The organism is Haemophilus haemolyticus, assembly GCF_001008275.1.
Lineage (GTDB): Bacteria > Pseudomonadota > Gammaproteobacteria > Enterobacterales > Pasteurellaceae > Haemophilus > Haemophilus haemolyticus_P.
On record NZ_LCTH01000057.1, the window covers coordinates 103,661 to 124,305 of the forward strand.

At 38.3% G+C, this 20,645-nt stretch carries 21 protein-coding genes and 1 tRNA gene; 6 read left to right on the forward strand and 16 right to left on the reverse strand.

The genetic code is table 11. The features are described 5' to 3' along the window. Positions 1–18: 18 nt before the first annotated feature. From rodA to AAX15_RS08530, 5 genes are all read right to left on the reverse strand, one after another. Positions 19–1,134 (reverse strand): rod shape-determining protein RodA, encoded by a 1,116-nt coding sequence (gene rodA, locus AAX15_RS08510; RefSeq protein WP_046940053.1) that lies wholly within the window; start codon positions 1,132–1,134, stop codon positions 19–21. Beyond that, positions 1,124–3,079 carry a penicillin-binding protein 2 gene (mrdA, locus tag AAX15_RS08515; RefSeq protein WP_046940054.1) on the reverse strand — a complete coding sequence of 652 codons (1,956 nt, stop codon included), beginning with the start codon at positions 3,077–3,079 and terminating at the stop codon, positions 1,124–1,126. Before mrdA ends, rodA begins: the two co-directional genes overlap by 11 nt. Before the next feature lie 21 nt (positions 3,080–3,100). After that, positions 3,101–3,568, reverse strand: a complete 468-nt coding sequence (rlmH, locus tag AAX15_RS08520; RefSeq protein ID WP_005649848.1) for a 23S rRNA (pseudouridine(1915)-N(3))-methyltransferase RlmH — start codon at positions 3,566–3,568, stop codon at positions 3,101–3,103. A 52-nt stretch (positions 3,569–3,620) separates the two neighbouring features. After that, a complete protein-coding gene (rsfS, locus tag AAX15_RS08525; protein WP_005628770.1) occupies positions 3,621–3,929 on the reverse strand; it encodes a ribosome silencing factor in 309 nt (102 codons plus the stop codon). Positions 3,930–4,054: 125 nt separating this feature from the next. Further along, positions 4,055–5,710 carry a putative transporter gene (locus AAX15_RS08530; RefSeq protein ID WP_046940055.1) on the reverse strand — a complete coding sequence of 552 codons (1,656 nt, stop codon included), beginning with the start codon at positions 5,708–5,710 and terminating at the stop codon, positions 4,055–4,057. A gap of 205 nt (positions 5,711–5,915) precedes the next feature. On the opposite strand from AAX15_RS08530, the gene AAX15_RS08535 reads away from it, so the two are divergent. From AAX15_RS08535 to mreD, 4 genes are all read left to right on the forward strand, one after another. Then, positions 5,916–7,694 (forward strand): ABC transporter ATP-binding protein/permease, encoded by a 1,779-nt coding sequence (locus AAX15_RS08535; protein WP_046940056.1) that lies wholly within the window; start codon positions 5,916–5,918, stop codon positions 7,692–7,694. A 134-nt stretch (positions 7,695–7,828) separates the two neighbouring features. Next, complete coding sequence (locus AAX15_RS08540) at positions 7,829–8,884, forward strand: rod shape-determining protein (RefSeq protein ID WP_005635474.1); 1,056 nt, start codon at positions 7,829–7,831, stop codon at positions 8,882–8,884. Positions 8,885–8,964: 80 nt separating this feature from the next. Continuing rightward, a complete protein-coding gene (mreC, locus tag AAX15_RS08545) occupies positions 8,965–10,020 on the forward strand; it encodes a rod shape-determining protein MreC (RefSeq protein WP_005629099.1) in 1,056 nt (351 codons plus the stop codon). Further along, positions 10,020–10,508 carry a rod shape-determining protein MreD gene (gene mreD, locus AAX15_RS08550; RefSeq protein ID WP_046940057.1) on the forward strand — a complete coding sequence of 163 codons (489 nt, stop codon included), beginning with the start codon at positions 10,020–10,022 and terminating at the stop codon, positions 10,506–10,508. Before mreC ends, mreD begins: the two co-directional genes overlap by 1 nt. Before the next feature lie 51 nt (positions 10,509–10,559). Here the strand turns inward: mreD and AAX15_RS08555 are convergent, their stop codons facing one another. Genes AAX15_RS08555 through AAX15_RS08575 form a run of 5 tightly spaced genes read right to left on the reverse strand, consistent with a single transcriptional unit; the run spans position 10,560 to position 14,657 of the window. After that, positions 10,560–11,336, reverse strand: a complete 777-nt coding sequence (locus AAX15_RS08555; protein ID WP_046940058.1) for a TIGR01619 family protein — start codon at positions 11,334–11,336, stop codon at positions 10,560–10,562. A 9-nt stretch (positions 11,337–11,345) separates the two neighbouring features. Continuing rightward, the gene (xthA, locus tag AAX15_RS08560; protein WP_046940059.1) at positions 11,346–12,149 is read right to left on the reverse strand and encodes an exodeoxyribonuclease III; all 804 of its coding nucleotides are present in this window, start codon (positions 12,147–12,149) and stop codon (positions 11,346–11,348) included. Positions 12,150–12,196: 47 nt separating this feature from the next. Beyond that, positions 12,197–12,871 (reverse strand): TIGR01621 family pseudouridine synthase, encoded by a 675-nt coding sequence (locus AAX15_RS08565; RefSeq protein WP_046940060.1) that lies wholly within the window; start codon positions 12,869–12,871, stop codon positions 12,197–12,199. Then, the gene (locus tag AAX15_RS08570) at positions 12,871–13,935 is read right to left on the reverse strand and encodes a YcjF family protein (RefSeq protein WP_046940061.1); all 1,065 of its coding nucleotides are present in this window, start codon (positions 13,933–13,935) and stop codon (positions 12,871–12,873) included. The genes AAX15_RS08565 and AAX15_RS08570 overlap by 1 nt, the downstream gene beginning before the upstream one ends. 59 nt (positions 13,936–13,994) lie before the next feature. Continuing rightward, the gene (locus tag AAX15_RS08575) at positions 13,995–14,657 is read right to left on the reverse strand and encodes a Bax inhibitor-1/YccA family membrane protein (protein WP_005635459.1); all 663 of its coding nucleotides are present in this window, start codon (positions 14,655–14,657) and stop codon (positions 13,995–13,997) included. Between the two features lie 180 nt (positions 14,658–14,837). On the opposite strand from AAX15_RS08575, the gene AAX15_RS08580 reads away from it, so the two are divergent. Next, positions 14,838–14,927 (forward strand) — tRNA-Ser (locus tag AAX15_RS08580). 56 nt (positions 14,928–14,983) lie between these two features. Here the strand turns inward: AAX15_RS08580 and AAX15_RS08585 are convergent. Then, complete coding sequence (locus AAX15_RS08585; RefSeq protein ID WP_046940062.1) at positions 14,984–15,538, reverse strand: YtfJ family protein; 555 nt, start codon at positions 15,536–15,538, stop codon at positions 14,984–14,986. Positions 15,539–15,641: 103 nt separating this feature from the next. On the opposite strand from AAX15_RS08585, the gene AAX15_RS08590 reads away from it, so the two are divergent. After that, positions 15,642–15,968, forward strand: coding sequence for a zinc ribbon domain-containing protein YjdM (locus AAX15_RS08590; protein WP_046940063.1), 327 nt, complete (start codon positions 15,642–15,644; stop codon positions 15,966–15,968). A gap of 36 nt (positions 15,969–16,004) precedes the next feature. Here the strand turns inward: AAX15_RS08590 and AAX15_RS08595 are convergent, their stop codons facing one another. The 5 genes from AAX15_RS08595 to lpxK form a co-directional block, all read right to left on the reverse strand. Further along, positions 16,005–16,718 (reverse strand): TerC family protein, encoded by a 714-nt coding sequence (locus tag AAX15_RS08595; RefSeq protein WP_046940064.1) that lies wholly within the window; start codon positions 16,716–16,718, stop codon positions 16,005–16,007. Between the two features lie 97 nt (positions 16,719–16,815). Beyond that, entirely contained in the window at positions 16,816–18,645 is a 1,830-nt protein-coding gene (uvrC, locus tag AAX15_RS08600; RefSeq protein ID WP_046940065.1) for an excinuclease ABC subunit UvrC, read from the reverse strand. Between the two features lies 1 nt (position 18,646). Next, complete coding sequence (gene kdsB / locus AAX15_RS08605) at positions 18,647–19,411, reverse strand: 3-deoxy-manno-octulosonate cytidylyltransferase (RefSeq protein ID WP_046940066.1); 765 nt, start codon at positions 19,409–19,411, stop codon at positions 18,647–18,649. Positions 19,412–19,414: 3 nt separating this feature from the next. Further along, on the reverse strand, positions 19,415–19,588 hold the full coding sequence (locus AAX15_RS08610) for a Trm112 family protein (RefSeq protein WP_171898282.1): 174 nt from the start codon (positions 19,586–19,588) through the stop codon (positions 19,415–19,417). A 4-nt stretch (positions 19,589–19,592) separates the two neighbouring features. After that, positions 19,593–20,591 (reverse strand): tetraacyldisaccharide 4'-kinase, encoded by a 999-nt coding sequence (gene lpxK, locus AAX15_RS08615; protein ID WP_046940067.1) that lies wholly within the window; start codon positions 20,589–20,591, stop codon positions 19,593–19,595. Positions 20,592–20,645 lie beyond the last annotated feature (54 nt).

The window sequence follows — 20,645 nt, forward strand, 5'->3', positions numbered from 1 at the left end:
AGAAAAGTAAAAATGAAATTAGTTCCCTTTCATAAATTTTACTTGATGTGTATAAACTGACATCACCAAGCCAAAAGCAGCCATAATAGCAACGTAAGAAGTCCCACCATAGCTGAATAAAGGTAATGGCACCCCCACTACAGGCAAAATACCACTTACCATGCCTATGTTAACAAATACATAGACAAAGAAAATTAACGTCGTTGCACCAGCAAGGATTCGCCCAAAAGATGTTTGAGCGTTCACGGCAATTATCAAACCACGTATAATAATGAACATATAAATGGAGATCAAAATAAGAAAACCAACCATTCCATGTTCTTCACTCATTACAGCAAAAATAAAATCTGTATGAGGTTCGGGTAAGAATTCAAGCTGGGATTGTGTCCCCTGCATCCAGCCTTTTCCCCAAAGACCTCCAGAACCAATCGCAATCTTTGATTGTAAAATATGATAGCCAGCACCGAGAGGATCTTTTTCTGGGTCCAATAATGTGAGAACGCGAGTGCGTTGATAATCGTGCATTAGATATAGCCACATGATCGGAATAAATCCAGCTAAGCCAATCACTGCAGCTAAAATTAACCACCAACTCATTCCAGCTAAAAATACTACAAATAAACCTGACGCACTTACCAAAATTGATGTGCCTAAATCTGGTTGTATAGCCACAAGTAAAGTCGGAATTATAATCATTGCAATCGCAATAAATGTTTCACTTAATTTAGGTGGAAGTGGACGATTACCTAAATACACAGCCACCATTAATGGCACTGCAAGCTTTACAATTTCAGATGGTTGAAAACGAATAAATCCAAGATCAAGCCAACGCTGTGCACCTTTACTGGTTGTTCCAATAGCATCCACTAAAATCAACATGATAAAGCCTATCAGATAGAGATAAGGCGCAATACGTTGATAAAATTTAGGTGGGAATTGTGCCATGACGAGCATAACAGTAAATCCAAGAAAAACCTGAATAATCCGGTTGTTAAACATAGTTTCACTCGCACCAGTGGCACTATAAAGCACAAGCATGCCATAGGCTGTTATTGCAACTAAGCCAATAAAAAGCCAAAAATCAATATGCAAACGTTGCCATGCGCGCAACCAGAAAGGGATTTTATCTTCCATTTATTTGCTCGCTCTCTTGTGGTAAATCTTCTTTTTGCTGAATGGTTGAATTATATTTTTCAACTTGTGGTAAACGCTGATTTAAATAGTAATCCATCACTTTACGCGCTAATGGTGCGGCATTACTTGAACCACCACCCGCATTCTCTAAAATAACTGTCACAACCAATCTAGGATTTTCATAAGGTGCATATGCGGTAAACCATGCGTGATCGTGCAATTCTTTTTTCAATCCAGCCGCATTGTATTTTTCATTTTCTTTGAGACTAAAAACTTGTGCCGTACCAGACTTACCCGCAACTCTATAATTAGCACCGGCAAATGCCTTTCGTCCAGTGCCTGCAGCAGAATTAACAACATTATACATTCCACGTTTTGCTGCATCCCAATAATTTTGTTTTGGCTCACTAATATCAGGATAAATCAATGGATCTTTATAAGGTGATAATTCCGCACCTTCAATAGCTTTCATTAAATGTGGTGTATTTACTTTACCGTTATTTACTAATATTGCTGTTGCTTTTGCTACTTGTAACGGCGTAGCAGTCCAATAACCTTGCCCAATACCAACTGAAATCGTATCACCCAATACCCAAGGACGTTTATATCGTTTTTGTTTCCATTCACGACTTGGCATATTGGCAGCCGCTTCTTCCTGAATTTCAATTCCTGTTGGCATGCCGAAACCAAAGCGTTTCATCCATTCCGAAAGACGGTCTATCCCCATATTATGAGCAACTTGATAAAAATAAGTATCGGATGATTCTGTAATCGCCTTATTTAAATCCGTATATCCATGACCTGATTTTTTCCAATCGCGAAAACGTTTTGAGGTATTCGGTAAAATCCAATAGCCTGGGTCAAAAATGGTTGTATTTTGCGTAATCACATTTTCAGTTTGTGCGGCTACGGAAATAAAAGGTTTCACTGTAGAAGCGGGAGGATATACCCCCTGTGTAGCCCGGCTATACAATGGACGAGCTGGATCATTTAATAAACGTTTATAATCTTCAGATGAAATGCCATCCACAAAAAGATTATTATCATAACTCGGTGTCGAGACCATTGCTAACACGCCACTATCTTTTGGATCTAGAACAATAATTGCACCTTTTTGCCCAGATAAAAGCTCCGTAATATAGCGTTGTAATTCTAAATCAATGGTGAGATGAATACTTTTTCCTGCTATAGCAGGTTGTTCTCGTAATTTACGAATTACCTTTCCACGGTTATTAATTTCAACCTCTTCAAATCCCGTTACACCATGTAAACTATCTTCATAATAACGCTCAATACCTAATTTTCCCATATCACTCGTTCCCGAGTAATTAGCAAATTTTTCCTCTTTTTTCAGGCGCTCTACATCTTTATCATTAATTTTTCCCACATAACCTAAAATATGCGTCATAATCTCGCCATATAAGTAATAGCGTTTGAAATAAGGACGTACATCTAAACTCGGATATTGATAGCCACTCACCGCAAAACGTGCGATTTGTTCTTCTGTTAAATTCGGTTTCAATAAAATAGGCGTGTAACGCGTTCCGCGGCGACGTTCCTTTTTAAAATTTTCAATATCGTTATCCGTCAATCCCACAATGTAGCGTAATTCATCTAAAGTGCGGTCTAAATTTTCAGTTTTTTCTGGCACAATGTATAAACCAAAAAAAGTAAGATTTTCGGCTAATAATTTGCCGTAACGATCATAGATCAAGCCACGTGTTGGAGGTAAAGGTAATAATTTAATTCGGTTACCATTAGAACGCGTTTGGTAAGTATCGAAATTAACAATCTGTAGCTGATAAATATTAGTGAATAACACCCCTGTTAGTAGCAAAATCCCCAAAAAAGCCACTAAGGTTCGGCGTGCAAAAAGGTTACGCTCCGCTTTTTTATCGCGGAACGGCTCATGAGTTGGCGTATTGAAGAATCTTTTTAAATTCATCTGACTAAAAATGAGGATTTACTATTCTCGGTGATAAGGATGATTAGTCGTGAGCGACCACGCACGATACAAACTTTCAGCCACCACAACACGAACAAGTGGGTGAGGTAATGTCAAGGGTGAAAGCGACCAGCTTTGCTCTGCAGCAGCTTTACATTCAGGTGAAAGTCCCTCTGGACCACCAATCAACAAACATACATCACGACCATCATTTTTCCACGCTTCTAGTTGCTCGGCTAACTGCGGGGTGGTCCAAGGTTTACCTGGAATATCTAACGTCACAACTTTGCCTTTTCCACAGGCCGCTAACATCGCTTTACCTTCTTGTTCTAAAATACGTTTAATATCAGCATTCTTTCCACGCTTGCCCGCGGGGATTTCAATCAGTTCAAAAGGCATATCTTTTGGGAAACGGCGTTGATATTCCTCAAAACCCGTTGTAACCCAAGAAGGCATTTTTGTTCCAACAGCAATTAACGTGATTTTCACAAGTCATCCTTATCTAAAAGTGCGGTTATTTTACACCGCACTTTACTAAAGTTTACGCCCAAAGTTTCTCTAATTGATACATTTCACGCGCATCACGTTGCATGATATGTACGATTGCTTGACCAAGATCCACCACAATCCAATCTGCAGTATTTTTACCCTCTTCACCAAAAGTTTCAAAACCTGCTTTTTTACATTCTGTAATTAAATTATCTGCCATTGCAGAAACTTGGCGGCTCGATGTACCCGTGCAAATAATCATATTATCCGTAATCGAGGATTTTCCACGTACATCAAAATGTACAATATCTGTTCCCTTTAAGCCATCTAAGGTTTTCATCAAAAATTCAACTAACGCCATTTTGTTCTCGCTTCGCAATAAAAGTGCGAGATTCTATCATTGAATACCCTCTCGCGCAAAATCCACGCAAAAAATAAGCGCGAAATTAACCGCGCTTTTGTTTGTATAAATTGAACTTATTTTGACTATGCTACCCACAATAGCACTGCTAATAACTGCGGCGACATTATCCGCAAGAACATCACCAATGGATACACAGTGGCATAAGAAAGAGCTGCTGCACCGTTATCTTCTTTAATTTCATTAGCAAATGCTAAAGCTGGAGGATCTGTCATGGAACCTGCAAGTAAACCACAGATTGTAAGGTAATTCAGTTTGCCATATAGACGAGCCAAAATACCGGTAATCATTAATGGAATAAAGGTGATAAAAATACCGTATCCCATCCATTCAAGGCCTGAACCATTCAATAAGGTGTCAAAGAAACTTCCGCCTGATTTTAAACCTACCACAGCCAAGAAAAGAACAATCCCTATTTCGCGCAATGCCAAGTTAGCACTAGGTGGCATAAACCAGTAAAGTTTACCAATCGTGCCAATTCTCGCTAAGATCAACGCAACCACCAATGGTCCACCAGCAAGCCCTAATTTTAACGCAACGGGGAAACCTGGAATATAGAATGGGATCGAACCAACGAGTACCCCTAAACCAATACCGATAAACACAGGTAACATTTGCACTTGAAGCAATTTTTGTTGTGCATTACCAATTACGGAAATCGCTTTGTTTAGCACATCAGTATGCCCCACCATATGAAGTACGTCACCAAATTGTAAAGTTGTATTCGCTGTTGGCACTAATTCAATACCGGCACGATTCAAGCGAGAGATCACCACACCATATTTTTGATGAATACCCAAAGTGCGGATCTTTTTACCTAAGACTTTTTCATTAGTAACCACTACTCGTTCGGCACGAATCTCTCCACTATAAGAGGATGTTGGCGCATCTACCTCATGACCAATAATCAAGCGCATTTTGGATAGAGCTGCATCATCGCCGACTAATTGCAAAATATCATTGGTACGAATTTCTGTGCTAGCCTTTGGAACAATTTCCATGTCCTCGCGTTTTAAGCGAGAGCAAACCACTTCCTCATCACTAAATCCAGGCACTTCAATCAGTGTTAAACCATCTAAATTTTGGTTAGTCACTTTCACTGAAATGCTATGCAAACTTTCTTTTTCTTGACCGCTCTCTGCATTAAAACGAGCGGCTTCATCGTCCACTTTGACTTTAAAAAATAAGCGGATTAACCACATTGCAAGCAAAATACCACAAATCCCGAATGGATAAGCCATCGCATAAGACATCCCCATTGTCACTGTAGTTTGTTGCACGCCAAGTTCAGTCAAAATTTGCTGACCAGCACCAAGGGCTGGCGTGTTAGTTACTGCCCCTGCATAAATACCAAGAGCGATATCTAACGGGACATCCGCAACCTTATGCACGATCACCGCTGCAACAGAACCTAGTACAACGATTAAAATGGCAAAAGCATTGAGTTTTAAACCTGATTTTCTTAAAGATGCAAAAAAGCCAGGCCCAACTTGAATCCCAATCGTATAAACAAACAGAATCAAGCCAAATTCCTGCACAAAATGCAACGTACGTGCATCTAATTGCAAACCATATTGATTGGTGAAATGAGCCACAATGATACCACCAAACAGCACACCACCGATGCCAAGCCCAACCCCACGGATCTTCCAATGCCCGATCCATAAACCGATTACGGCAACGAGGGCAAGAAGACTAATCGTGATTGCAATATCACTCATATTGACCCCTTAAAAATGAAATCTAACTCCTTCGGATTATATCCAAGTTGTTTTTTGAAAACCTTAACCAAACTCAAAAAATGCTACGTTCGTCACATTTTTTCTTGCGAAATTGAGCATAGACTCTACAATACCGAAAATTTTTGACCCTTTTACAAAAAGTGCGGTTATTTTTCACCGCACTTTTATCTCGGATGGAATATTTATGGATTACGGCCAAGAAGCCATTACTTCTCTTATTTGGATTTTACAAACGTTAGCCATCACCTCTGTCGTCTTTAGTTTTGGCATTTTTCTTTTAGTCCGTTTTACTCAATGGGGAAGACAATTTTGGATGTTTGCAGGCGGCTATCTTTCACCTAAACGTAGTATAAAACCTATCTTATTCTTTCTGCTTATTGTTGCAATGACGCTACTTAGCGTACGTATCAGCCTTGTACATTCTGAGTGGTACAAAAATATGTACACATCATTGCAAGAATTTAATGAACATGTATTTTGGCAACAAATGGGCTTGTTCTGCGTCATTGCCGCAAGTTCTGTTTCAGCAGCATTAGTAAGCTATTATTTAGAGCAACGTTTCGTCATCAACTGGATTGAGTGGCTTAACGAACAACTTGTTGATAAATGGATGGCACATCGCGCCTATTACAAAACTCAGTATTTATCCGAAAACCTAGATAACCCCGATCAACGTATTCAACAAGATATCCAATCTTATGTAAAAACCACGCTTTCTTTAAGCACTGGGGTCATTGATGCGGTCACCTCTATGATCTCTTACACGATTTTGTTATGGGGATTAGCGGGCCCAATGATGGTACTTGGCGTGGAAATTCCACATATGATGGTGTTCTTAGTATTTGGCTATGTCATTTTCACTACCCTTATTGCATTTTGGCTCGGTCGTCCATTAATCTCTTTGAATTTTATTAATGAACGCTTAAACGCAAACTACCGTTATTCTTTAATTCGCATAAAAGAATATGCCGAAAGTATTGCTTTTTATGCAGGTGAAAAAGTAGAAAAAAATCAGCTTTATCAACAATTCAATGCTGTCATCCATAACATGTGGGTAATAGTATTTAGAACGCTAAAATTTTCAGGATTTAACTTAGTCGTAAGCCAAGTTTCTGTTGTTTTTCCATTGTTAATTCAAGTCGGACGCTACTTTGAAAAACAAATAAAACTCGGTGATTTAATGCAAACTTTACAAGTATTTGGAAAATTGCACAGCAATCTTTCATTTTTCCGTAATACTTATGATAGTTTTGCAGGATATAAAGCGACGCTCGATCGTTTAACCGGTTTCAGCTATGCCATTGAAACGGTGAATCATGAATCACAAATACAAATCCACAATCACCCTACAAATGTTATTTTCAACAACTTAAGTGTTAAAAATCCATTAGGTTACACTCTGGTAGAAAATCTCAACATTACGCTACCGCAAGGAACGAGTTTACTCATTCAAGGAAAATCGGGTGCAGGGAAAACGACACTTTTACGAACAATCGCTGGACTCTGGAGCTACGCAGAAGGTGAAGTGATTTGCCCAATAAACAGTCAACTTTTCTTATCGCAAAAACCCTATGTGCCACAAGGAAATTTGATGTCAGCATTAGCTTATCCAAATAACGCTGACAATATTTCACATACACAAGCTGTAGAAATATTAAATAAAGTGCAACTAGGACATTTGACTGAACAATTAGAAAAAGAACAAGACTGGACGCGTATTCTTTCTCTTGGCGAACAACAGCGTTTGGCGTTTGCGCGTTTGATTCTACACAAACCTGCCGTGGCCTTCTTAGATGAAGCCACAGCAAGTATGGATGAAGGTTTAGAATTTACGATGTATCAACTATTAAAACAAGAGCTACCAAAAACCACGCTAATCAGTGTTGGCCACCGTTCAACGCTGAAAGCTTTACATCAGCAACAACTGACTCTACAAGATAAAGGCCAGTGGCAACTAACGTAAAAAACACGAAAAACAGCTGTAATTTCAACACATTTTTTGGTACATTTAGCACAATTTTTTTGCGTGCTTGGCGATGAGATAATTTCACTTTTTCAGCCAAGCAAAATTAACTCTGATTTTAGAATAGGATAATTATGTTATTTAAAAAAATTCGTGGGCTTTTCTCAAATGATCTTTCTATCGACTTAGGTACTGCAAACACATTAATTTATGTGAAAGGTCAAGGTATTGTCTTAGATGAGCCTTCGGTTGTTGCCATTCGACAAGATCGCGTTGGTTCACTAAAAAGCATCGCGGCTGTAGGTAAAGAAGCAAAATTAATGCTTGGACGTACACCAAAAAGCATCGCTGCCATTCGCCCAATGAAAGATGGTGTAATCGCAGACTTCTTTGTTACAGAAAAAATGTTGCAATACTTTATCAAACAAGTTCACAGCGGTAATTTTATGCGTCCAAGTCCTCGTGTACTTGTCTGTGTGCCTGCTGGTGCAACACAAGTAGAACGTCGTGCAATTAAAGAATCCGCAATCGGTGCTGGTGCGCGTGAAGTATATTTAATTGAAGAGCCAATGGCAGCCGCAATCGGCGCTAAATTACCCGTTTCTACTGCGGTTGGATCCATGGTAATTGATATTGGTGGTGGTACGACTGAAGTCGCTGTTATTTCCCTAAACGGTATCGTATATTCTTCTTCAGTTCGTATCGGTGGTGACCGTTTTGATGAAGCGATTATTTCTTATGTTCGCCGCACTTTTGGTTCTGTTATCGGTGAACCAACAGCAGAACGTATCAAACAAGAAATCGGTACAGCCTATATTCAAGAAGGTGATGAAATTAAAGAAATGGAAGTGCATGGTCATAACCTTGCTGAAGGCGCACCTCGTTCATTCACCTTAACCTCACGTGATGTTTTAGAAGCTATTCAACAGCCATTAAATGGTATCGTAACCGCTGTTCGTACTGCTCTTGAGGAATGTCAACCAGAGCACGCAGCTGATATTTTTGAACGAGGTATGGTGTTAACCGGTGGTGGTGCACTATTGCGTAATATTGATACGCTTCTCTCTAAAGAGTCTGGCGTTCCAGTAATTATCGCAGAAGATCCATTAACCTGTGTTGCTCGCGGTGGTGGTGAGGCATTAGAAATGATCGATATGCACGGTGGCGACATTTTTAGTGACGAAATTTAATTTAGACCAAAAATAAAAAGTGCGGTTAAAAATGACCGCACTTTTCCTTTTAATCTTTTTATCTCAACGTAGGACGCTTAATGAAGCCTATTTTCGGTAAAGCCCCCCCGCTTGGCATTCGATTATTATTAGCTGTAGCAGCTTCCCTTTCTTTAATCTTAGCTGATGGTCAAACTAATTCAATGACTAAAGCTCGCAGTGCTATGGAAACTGCAGTAGGTGGGCTCTATTATCTTGCCAATAGCCCTCGAACAGTATTAGATGGGGTGTCAGATAATTTAGTGGATACTAGTAAATTACAAATCGAAAATAAAGTATTACGCGAACAATTACGTGAAAAAAATGCAGATTTACTTTTACTAGATCAACTCAAAGTCGAGAATCAGCGTTTACGTTTATTGTTAAACTCCCCTTTACGCACCGATGAATACAAAAAGATTGCGGAAATTTTAACTGCAGAAACTGACATTTATCGTCAACAAATTGTTATTAACCAAGGCGAAAAAGACGGTGCGTATGTAGGCCAGCCTGTAATTGATGAAAAAGGCGTTATTGGTCAAATTATTTCTGTGGGCGAAAACACCAGCCGAGTACTACTCTTAACTGATGTCACTCATTCTATTCCAGTACAAGTTCTACGTAACGATGTTCGCGTCATTGCGAGTGGAACAGGGCATACTGATGAGCTAACTCTTGATAATGTACCTCGTTCTGTGGATATTGAAAAAGGCGACTTACTTGTAACGTCTGGTCTTGGTGGCCGTTTCCTTGAAGGCTATCCAGTAGCGGTTGTACAAAGCGTTTCACGCGATGGTTCAAATTACTTTGCGACGGTCAAAGCTAAACCTCTCGCCGCCCTTGAACGCTTACGCTATGTATTACTACTTTGGCCAAGCAATTTAGATATGTCTAAAGTAAAATCTATGTCTCCAGAAGAAGTGCGTAATTTGGTACAAAAACGTTTAGAAAGCCAAGCGAATGAAGCTGATTACAAAGTAAAAAAAGCCCCATTAACAGACGATAATCTTCAAGAAAATAAGGATAAATCAACTGTTGAACCTGAAATTCCAACCGATGCACCGCAAAATGAAGAAGCTGTACCGTCAGAACAACAAGAACATAGGGAAGAAGATTAATGCAAACTCGCTTTATTTTACAATGGCTCACAATTTTAAGCTTCTTTGTCGTGGCATTAGTGCTAGAACTCGCACCCTGGCCACTTGGTTTTCAGGCATTTAAGCCTGCTTGGTTAGTTCTCGTTTTACTTTACTGGGTTCTGGCTATTCCAAATAAAGTCAGTATTGGATGGACATTTTTGTTAGGGCTTGTATGGGATTTAATCCTAGGTTCCACATTAGGCATTCATGCTTTAGTCCTTTCTGTGACAATTTATTTTGTGGCAAAAAACTATCTCGTACTCAGAAATTTATCACTTTGGTTTCAAAGTCTTTTAGTGATTGCGTTTGTGTTTATTGTCAGATTAGCTATTTTCTTAGTCGAATTCTCCCTGCATACCGCATTTTTTAACTGGCAAGAAATCTTTGGAGCATTGGCCTCTGGAATATTATGGCCATGGGTATTTTTATTAATGCGTAAAATGCGCCGAAAAGTTCAATTACATTAAAAAAGAGAGATACATATCTCTCTTTTTATGACTTACGAGCATCTAAAAAAACTAATTTAACTGTTTATTAGCATCCATCAAAGAATCACATTCCCAGCCGATATACTCTCCCGCAAATTGTCCAGCCAGTTTTTCAAACCGTTCTACTTGTTCAAAAATCTCACCATTATCTAATGAAATTTCTTGCTCTAATTTAACCCAAAAATAAGGTTCATCATCTTCATTAAACTGAATAGCTTGTGCGGAATATTGTAATGTCGTGAAAGAATAATCCCCTAAACTAAGCTCATCCATAAAAGGAAACATTTTCTCTTCTTCATCAAAATGAAAACTATGCTCCACCAGATACGTATCACTTAAATCACGACCTTTATTTTTCAGCAAATCAAGTAACTCTTCCGTTGCATTTAATTTAATCTCTAATGGAGAAGCAAGCAAAAAGTCAAAATAAGTATCCCAACTTAAATCCTTTTGTACATTAATATCTTTAACAAAATCAATTTGTTGTAAAGTTTCTACAATAAGATTTTCATGCTCACAATAAAAATGCATTTTAGCTTGGGAATTACAAATAAAATGTCCGGCAAAAAATACATTCGGAAGTGCGGTTAATTGCGCCAGAATTTTAAATACACGATTAATTAACTTATCGTATTCAACTTCTGAAGGCAAACCGCTTTCATCATCTGCTTTATAAGAGATAGTGAATTGCACTATTTTATCGAGATCTTTACCGTGATATTTTTCAACATCTTCAATATTTGCGGTAAACACTGCGGGCATACCATTCACGGTAGAACGATAATTCTGCCAATTTGCCATATCCATTTCGCTTTCCTATTTAAATTCAGCCCAAATCGGTGCGTGATCAGACGGTTTTTCCATTGCTCGAATATCTAGTGCAATGCCCACATCGACACAGCGTTCAGCCAATTTTTGACTTACTAAAATATGATCAATTCGTAAACCTCGATTATCATCAAAACCTTTAGAACGGTAATCAAACCACGAGAATTTATCATTTGCTGTTGGGTTCAGCTTACGGAAACTATCTTCTAATCCGTAATCGTACAAACGTTGATACCACGCTCGTTCTTCAGGTAAGAAAGAACATTTCCCTGTGCGTAACCAACGTTTACGATTTTCATCTCCGATACCAATATCTAAATCACTTGGGCTAATATTCATATCGCCCATAATTAAAATAGGATTCGATTTGTCGTGTTCTTTTTCTAAATATTTTTGAAGATCTGCATAAAATTTCTCTTTAGCTGGAAATTTAGTCTCGTGCGCACGGCTTTCCCCTTGAGGGAAATAACCATTAATGACAGTCAACAAACCAAAATCAGTTTCAAGATCAGCCATAATAATGCGTTTTTGCGCATCTTCATTGTCTGTTGGAAAACCACGACGAACCGCTTTAGGTTCTTGTTTAGTCAATAATGCTACGCCATAGTGACCTTTCTGTCCGTGATGAAATACGTGATAACCTAAGTTTTCTGTAATTTCATAAGGAAAAGCCTCATCAGCGACTTTAATTTCTTGCAAGCCTATTACATCAGGCTGATATCTTTCAATAATGGCTTCAAGTTGATGTGGTCGAGCACGTAAACCATTTATATTAAAAGAGATAAATTTCATTTTTGTTCCTATTAAAGAGTAAAATTGTCTTTATTATACAGAGATTTCTATTTTGATAAAAACGGCTTTGCCAGATAAGCCTTAATTTGCTCAAACACACTGGATTTAATCCAAAATTGACCTTGAGAGGGTAAACAAGTTACCGAAATAAAATTATTCAAATAATCAAATTCCAATTGAGTAGCATGCAAATAAGTGAGGTCAATTTCTTCAGTATTTTTACTATAAAGTCCATCGCCTAAAATCGGACTACTTAAACTTTTCATCGCAACACGTAATTGATGCGTTTTCCCCGTTTGTGGTTTTAAAATAAATAAACGTAAATTAGGCTCACAGCTTACGCTTTCAAAACGCGTAATTGCGGGATTTTCTTTTGTTTGACAAAGTTTCCATGCGCCATCTCGGGCTTTCTTCATATCCCCGATAATCAAACCTTGTTTCTTTTTAGGCTTTTGGTTACTTAATGCCAGATAAGTTTTATGGATTTTGTGTTCAGAAAAAAGTCGCGAAAATTCAGCCGCACTTTCAGCATTCAGTGCCAAAATTAATAACCCTGACGTCACTTTATCCAAGCGATGAACCAGCCATACTTGAGGCATATTGAGTTGTTTTGCAACAAGTTCTGTTAAACCTTGTTCTTCTTGATCTTTGTGAACACTAATACCTTCAGGCTTATTGATAATAATAAAATCGCTATGTTGATAAACAACCTCGATTTTCATCAGACTTGCTCCTTTTTGTAAATCTTATTTTTACCGAGAACAATATCTTTCACCGAGCTAAGTAATTCCTGTTGAATATGTGAGAGCTTTGGTTTTTCATTTAATTGAAATGCTAACGGGCGACAAAGCTCCATTGCTTTCACGCCTAATCTAGCAGTGAGCAATCCCACACCGATCCCTTGAGCTATACGCGCAGAAAGCTTTGCTGTTACATCTTGAGAAAGCCAATCCATTCCAATATCTTGTGCTACTTCGGTTGCTCCAGCAAAAGCTATATTGACCAATACCATTCTTAACAATCGAATACGTGAAAAATACCCTAATTCAATTCCATAAATCTCAGCAATCTTATTCATTAATCGAAGATTTCTCCACGCAATAAAAAACATATCCACTACAGCAAGTGGACTAATCGCGACAATCACCGCTGATTCTGCGGCCATTTTACTAATCAATTTTTTAGCTTGTGCATCAAAAGTAGACAAAACATTACGACTAAATAAATGAGTAATTTCTTGCGCTGAATAAGCTTCATTTAATTGGTGTTGCCATTGAATTACCTCTGGAGAATCATTTTCCAAACGTAGAGATTTTGCAATATCTAAGCAAAGAATTTTACTTTTTTCTGCGTTATGAATGGAAAAAACATCACCATTTTTTACCGCACTTTCCAACCAGATCTGCTGACTTTGTTGTTGCAATTGCTCACGTTTTTTTAAACGAACTAAACGTCGCCACTCACCAATAATCTCTTTAATACCCAATAAAATGATAATTAAACTGACTAAAGCAAAAGCAAGATAAATCCATTGATGTTGTTGATAGCTATCCCAAATCCACTGCACGGATTGAGCAACCGTCGCCACACCAAATAAAAGTGCGGTAAATTTTAATACTGTTTTTCCAAAACCTGATTTTGCTTTCAATGCCTGTTCAAGTTGAGCATCAAGTAATTCCCCTTCCAAGGGTTCATCCAGCTTTGTTTCTACATGATGAAACTCTTGCTTAGGCTGATATTGTTCTTCCTCAACGTTGACTGCATGTTCAAAAATTTGTTTTTCCATTGCCTATTCCAAAAAATAACCCCACTGAAAAGTGGGGTCACAACGTTAAAATTCAATCATTATTCATCGCTTGAGAAAATAGAAAGTAATCTTAATAAACTCAAGAATAAATTGTAGATTGAAACATAAATATTCACGGTGGCGCGAATGTAATTCGTTTCACCACCATGGATGATATTACTCGTTTCATACAAAATAGTCATTGTAGAGAACACAACAAATAATGCACTAATTGCGACTGATAACGCAGGAATTTGGAAGAAGAAACTTGCCACCATACCAAGCAATAGCACAATAAATAATGCGAACATTGCGCTTGATAAGAATGACATATCTTTTTTCGTAGTCAATACATAAGCGGAACACGCGAAAAATACGATAGCAGTTCCTGCGAATGCAAGCATAATCAAATCTTCCATTCCACGTGCCACATACATATTCAAAATTGGCCCGATGGTGTATCCCATAAATCCTGTGAAAGCAAAGGCTGCCAAAATACCAGCAGGACGATCAGCTAATTTATTTGTTAAGAAAAGTAGGCCATAAAAACCCACTAATAACACAATAATATTTGGATAGGGCAAGTTTAGACTCATTGAAATAAACGCAACAACCGCTGAAAATGCCATGGTTAATCCCAATAAAAAATACGTGTTACGCAACACTTTATGTGTGCTAAGTAGCGATTCCTGCTGCGCATCCACAATAAGACGTGATTGCATAAAAGCTCCTTGTAAAATAAGTAAAAAGTCTCCTGTAAAGTAAGGGCTAGGGGTAAAAAAGTCAATGGTATTGATAGAATTAATTTCATCAAAATGAATAAATTATCATCACCTAAACTTAAATCATGAGATTTCTGTTTACATCAATAAAATATTCATTATACTACGCCCATCAATCACGGAGGAATGGTCGAGTGGTTGAAGGCACCGGTCTTGAAAACCGGCGAGGGTTTACGCCCTCCTAGGGTTCGAATCCCTATTCCTCCGCCATCAGAATTAAAAAGTCCCTAAGTCGAAAGGCTTAGGGATTTTTACTTTTTATTACGTTATTTGGTTAATCCATTCACAAGTGAAATAACAGCCTGAATATCGCTATCAGACAATTTTCCTTCTTTCACAAATTTTACTTTTCCCGTTTTGTCTAACACGATAATTGCACTATCTTTAGGATTTAATCCCCAAGCATTTTTCACCGCACTTTTATCATCTAATACAACCTGGCTATGTGGATTTTCCTGTTTTCCTTTTTGTGCACTATTTTTTACAAACATGCCTGTACCAACAATCGCATCATCCGCATTAATAATGGTCGTTGTTTGGTATTTTGCAGGATTAAAATGAGATGCTTTTATCGCATCAATCATTGGCTGATTTTTCTCTTTTGCTGCAGTTCTACCAGCCAAATGATGGACAACACGCACTTTACCCGCTAATCCAGCAGAACCCCAAGGTTGAAACGCGGTATCTTTACCAGAAAGTACAATTTCACCATACTCACTCACTTTTACCGATGGTAAAGATTGCTCTAATTGCAAATTGTGTGCCCAAGTCGAACTACTAAACATCACGCCACAAACTAAGGCAAGAATTTGTTTTTTCATACATTTTCCTCAAAAATTGATCAAAAACTTTCACGCTTTGGAGAAAGACATCTTTTTTGCTATACTCGCGCGCCTATTATATGTAATCAAGAAGGAAAACCCAATGGATCAAATGCCTAATTGCCCAAAATGTCAAAGTGAATACGTTTACCACGATTCAATTAATTTTGTTTGCCCTGATTGCGGTAATGAATGGGATAATAATGAAATTCAAGAATCAGATGACGATCAACTCATCGTAAAAGACAGCAATGGGAATTTGCTTGCAGATGGCGATGATGTACTTTTGATTAAAGATTTAAAATTAAAAGGTTCATCAGAAGTATTGAAAAAAGGTACAAAATTCAAAAAAATCCGCTTAGTAAATGGCGATCATAATGTCGATTGCGGCAAAATCATGTTGAAATCTGAGTTTTTGAAAAAAGCTTAATCAAAAAATGCGGTCTAAATAGACCGCACTTCCAATTTATTTCATCAATCTTCTCATTCTAATATTTATCATTTCAACCACAACAGAGAATCCCATTGCAAAATAGATATAACCTTTCGGGATGTGAATATCTAAACTTTCTGCAATTAAACTAACTCCGACTAAAACTAAGAAGGCTAAAGCCAGAATTTTCAACGTTGGGTGTGTATCCACAAAATCGCCTATTGGTTTTGCTGCAAACATCATCACACCCACGGCAATAATAATCGCCAAAATCATAACAGGAAGATGGCTTGCCATACCTACCGCGGTAATGACAGAATCTAAAGAAAATACAATATCTAGCACAGCAATTTGAATTAATACACCAAGATAACTCACTTTATTTTTGCTTTCAGATTCATGGTGTTCTTGATGATTTATCGCCTCTTTAATTTCGCCAGAACTTTTTATAATCAGGAATAAACCACCGATTAATAAAATCAAATCACGCCCAGAAATTTCTTGATTAAACACAGTAAATAACGGTGCAGTAAGCTTCATCATCCAAGCAAGCGACATCAAAAGTAAAATTCTTGTCAGCATTGCCAAACCAAGCCCAACAATACGACCAGACTGACGTTGGCGTTCAGGTAAACGTCCAACTAGGATGCTAATAAAAATGATATTATCGATCCCTAAAACGATCTCCAAAGCAGCAAGTGTCGCAAGTGATATCCACGCTTCAGGATCGGTAATCCATTCAAACATAATTTTTCCTATAATAGAGTTAAATAAATCCGAAAGTGCGGATCATAATGGCTTTATGATGAAAAGCAATCCTTATTTACATTTAAGAGATAATTGATTAATCATTTTTGAGCGTTTCAAAAATCGTTTCGGCAAGTTTAAGGGAAATTCCAGGTACAGAGGCTATTTCATCTAAGGTCGCATTTTTCACACCTTGCAAACCACCAAGATATTTCAGTAAAGCCTGACGACGTTTAGCGCCCACACCTTCAATGGTTTCTAAACCACTTTGTGTAAAGGCTTTTTGACGTTTTTTACGGTGCCCGCTTATTGCGTGATTATGGCTTTCATCACGGATGTGTTGAATCAAATGCAATGCCAAACTATCATCAGGCAAATGAATTTCACGATCTTGTTTGCTGATGATCAGTACTTCCTGCCCTGCTCGACGATCCACACCTTTTGCCACACCAATTAAGTGCGGTCTATTTTTATCCCATTTTACTTGAAGATGCTGGAACGCGTTCAATGCACGATTTAATTGCCCTTTTCCACCATCAATAAAAATAATATCTGGAATTTTATCTTCTTCTAAATCACGCCCATAACGTTTCTGCAACGCTTGTTCCATCGCAGCATAATCATCCCCACCAGTAATCCCTTCAATATTAAAACGACGATAATCAGATTTTAGTGGACCTTCTTGATTAAAGACAACACAAGATGCTACCGTTTGATTTCCCATCGTGTGGCTTATATCGAAACATTCCATACGCTTAATTTCAGGAAGATTTAACAGATCACACAACGCTTGATAACGCTCTGACATTCGTGAAGATTGTTTAAGTTGTACATTTAAAGCCGCTTTAGCATTAACTTGTGCGAGCTGTAAGTATTTACTTTTATCGCCTTTTACGCTTTCTTGAATCGTCACTTTTCTGCCCGCTTGATCCGTAAGAAGTTGCTCAAGCTCTGATTTTTCAGCTAATTGACGATCGACAATAATGCTATTCGGGATGCTTCGTCCTTGATGACCTTGTAAATAAAATTGCCCCACAAAAGTTTCAGTAAGTTCCGATAAATCCGTATTAGGGGGTACTTTTGGGAAATAACTGCGATTGCCTAGCACTTTTCCTTGACGAATAAACATCACTTGTACACAAGCTAAACCATGTTGGTAAGCGATAGACATAATATCCATATCATCTAAACGCTCATTGGATACAAATTGTTTTTCAATAACTGAACGTACCGCCTGAATCTGATCACGATAACGCGCAGCTTGTTCAAAATCTAAATTTCCGCTTGCCTGCTCCATTTTACCGATTAAATAATCTAACACCTGTTGATCTTTACCTTGCAAAAATAAGTGCGCTAATTCAACTTGTTGATTATATTCTTCATCAGAAACATATCCCTGTACACAAGGTGCGGAACAACGCCCAATTTGATACTGCAAACAAGGACGAGAGCGGTTGGAATAAACGGAATTTTCACATTGGCGAACAGGGAAAAGTTTTTGCAAAAGCGATAACGTTTCACGCACGGCTCCCGCATGCGGATAAGGCCCGAAATATTCACCCGAAAATTTTTTAGAGCCACGATAGGAAGTGATTCTTGGATGACGTTCTTTGGTTAATAAAATAAATGGATAGGATTTATCATCACGCAATAATACGTTATAACGAGGCTGATAAAGCTTGATAAAATTATGCTCTAGCAGTAAAGCTTCCGTTTCAGATGAAGTTAGCGTGGTGTCAATATGATGAATTGATGCCACCAACGCTTCTGTTTTTTTACTGCTCAGATTTTTACGAAAATAGCTTGAAAGACGTTTTTTTAAATCCTTCGCTTTCCCAACATAAATGACCTGATCCTTATCGTCATACATACGGTAAACACCAGGTTCGTGAGAGACATACGCTAAGAACTTTTTAGCATCAAACATTTTAATTCGCCGCTAAAATTGCCCGCACTTTTTCCAAATCTTCAGCGGTATCCACCCCCACTGCAGGCACTTCTTTCGCAAGTTCAACATGAATGCGTTCGCCGTTATATAACACGCGAAGCTGCTCAAGTTTTTCTAGATTTTCAAGTTGAGTCGGTGCCCATTGCACATATTGTTTTATAAAACCAGCACGATATGCGTAAATGCCAATATGACGTAAGTAAGCGTCCGCAAGCTGTACTTTCTGAACATCCTGTAAATTCATAAACTGATCACGATCGTAAGGAATAACTGAACGGGAAAAATACAGTACATAGCCCTCTTTATCTGTTAACACTTTCACTGCATTTGGGTTAAATAATTCCTCGGCATCGTGAATTTTTACCGCAAGGCTTGCCATATTTACATTAAATTTTGCTAAATTATCTGCTACTTGTCGCACAATAACGGGTGGAATCAAAGGCTCATCCCCTTGAATATTGACAATGGTTTCATTGTCAGGAATCGCTAATTTTTCTACAACTTCCGCTAAACGTTCTGTACCAGAATTATGATTAACCGAAGTCATACACACTTCTGCGCCAAAACTTTTGGCAACATCAGCCACATTTTCATTATCGGTGGCAATAATCACTCGGCTCGCCCCAGACTGCAATGCTTTCTCAAATACATGTTGAATCATTGGCTTACCCGCAATATCAGCAAGAGGTTTTCCAGGCAAACGACTTGATGCAAAACGAGCGGGGATAATCACGGTAAATGACATAATTTATTCCTTATTCTTTAATATTTCAGCTTTATCGGCAAGCAACACTGGCACACCATTTTTAATAGGATAAGCAATCTGTTCATAACAACAAATTAATCGTTGGTTTTCTTGATCATATTGCAATCGAGCTAAACAACGCGGGCAAGCAATCACTTCAAGCAACTGAGGATTAATCTTTTCAAACATTTCTGTATTGCTCCACAAGTTTGTCTATTTTGGCCAAAAAGAGCGGTAAATTTTCACGTTGTTTTTCAGCCTCAATAATCTCCGCATCCACTGGGATATACCACCAATTATCTTTAGCAAAAGATTGGCATTTTACGGCATCCTTTTCCGTCATAAAGAGCGGTTGATTTTCAGCAAGTTTTTCTAATTGAGATGCTTCAAAATGTTGATGATCTTGAAATGCTTGAGTTCGCTCTAATTGAATCCCTAACTTTTCTAACATAGTGAAAAAACGCTGTGGGTTACCAATCCCTGCGATAGCAACGCCTGATTGAAATTCCTTTAATTGACGTTTTTCATTGGTTTTTAAATTAATGGCGAAATGAGGTACAAGACGCATAACCGCATCAGAATACTGATTTTTTCCACCATTAGTGATCACAAAATCGACGGATTTTAATCGACTTGGTAATTCACGCAATGGGCCTGCAGGCAATACAAAACCATTTCCCAACGCGCGCTCAGCGTCCATTACGACAATTTCCAAATCACGCTGTAATTGATAATGCTGTAAACCATCATCAGAAATAATAATATCGCACTCTGCTTGGCTTAAGAGTAATTCAATCGCTTGCTGGCGATTCGGGGAAATCACTACTGGAGCATGAGTGCGTTTAGCGATCAATACAGGCTCATCACCACCTTCACTCGGATGCGTATTTTCAGTAACGAATAACGGATAAGTTTTAGATTTACTGCCGTAACCACGAGAAATCACACCTACGCGCAAACCTCGTTTTTTTAACTCTTCCACAAGCCAAACAACCACAGGCGTTTTGCCATTTCCACCGACAGATAAATTCCCCACAATTATCACCGGTTTTGGTGCGCGGTAAGAAGACTTGAGACCCAAAGAGAATAAGGCGCGACGAAGTTGGCTAATCAACCAAAACAATAAAGAAAAAGGCGATAAGAGCCAAATAAGCTTGGAATTGGAATACCAGAAGGGCATAGAAAATCCTTTCTAATAAGTGCGGATAAAATAACGCGAGTTTTTTAACTCGCG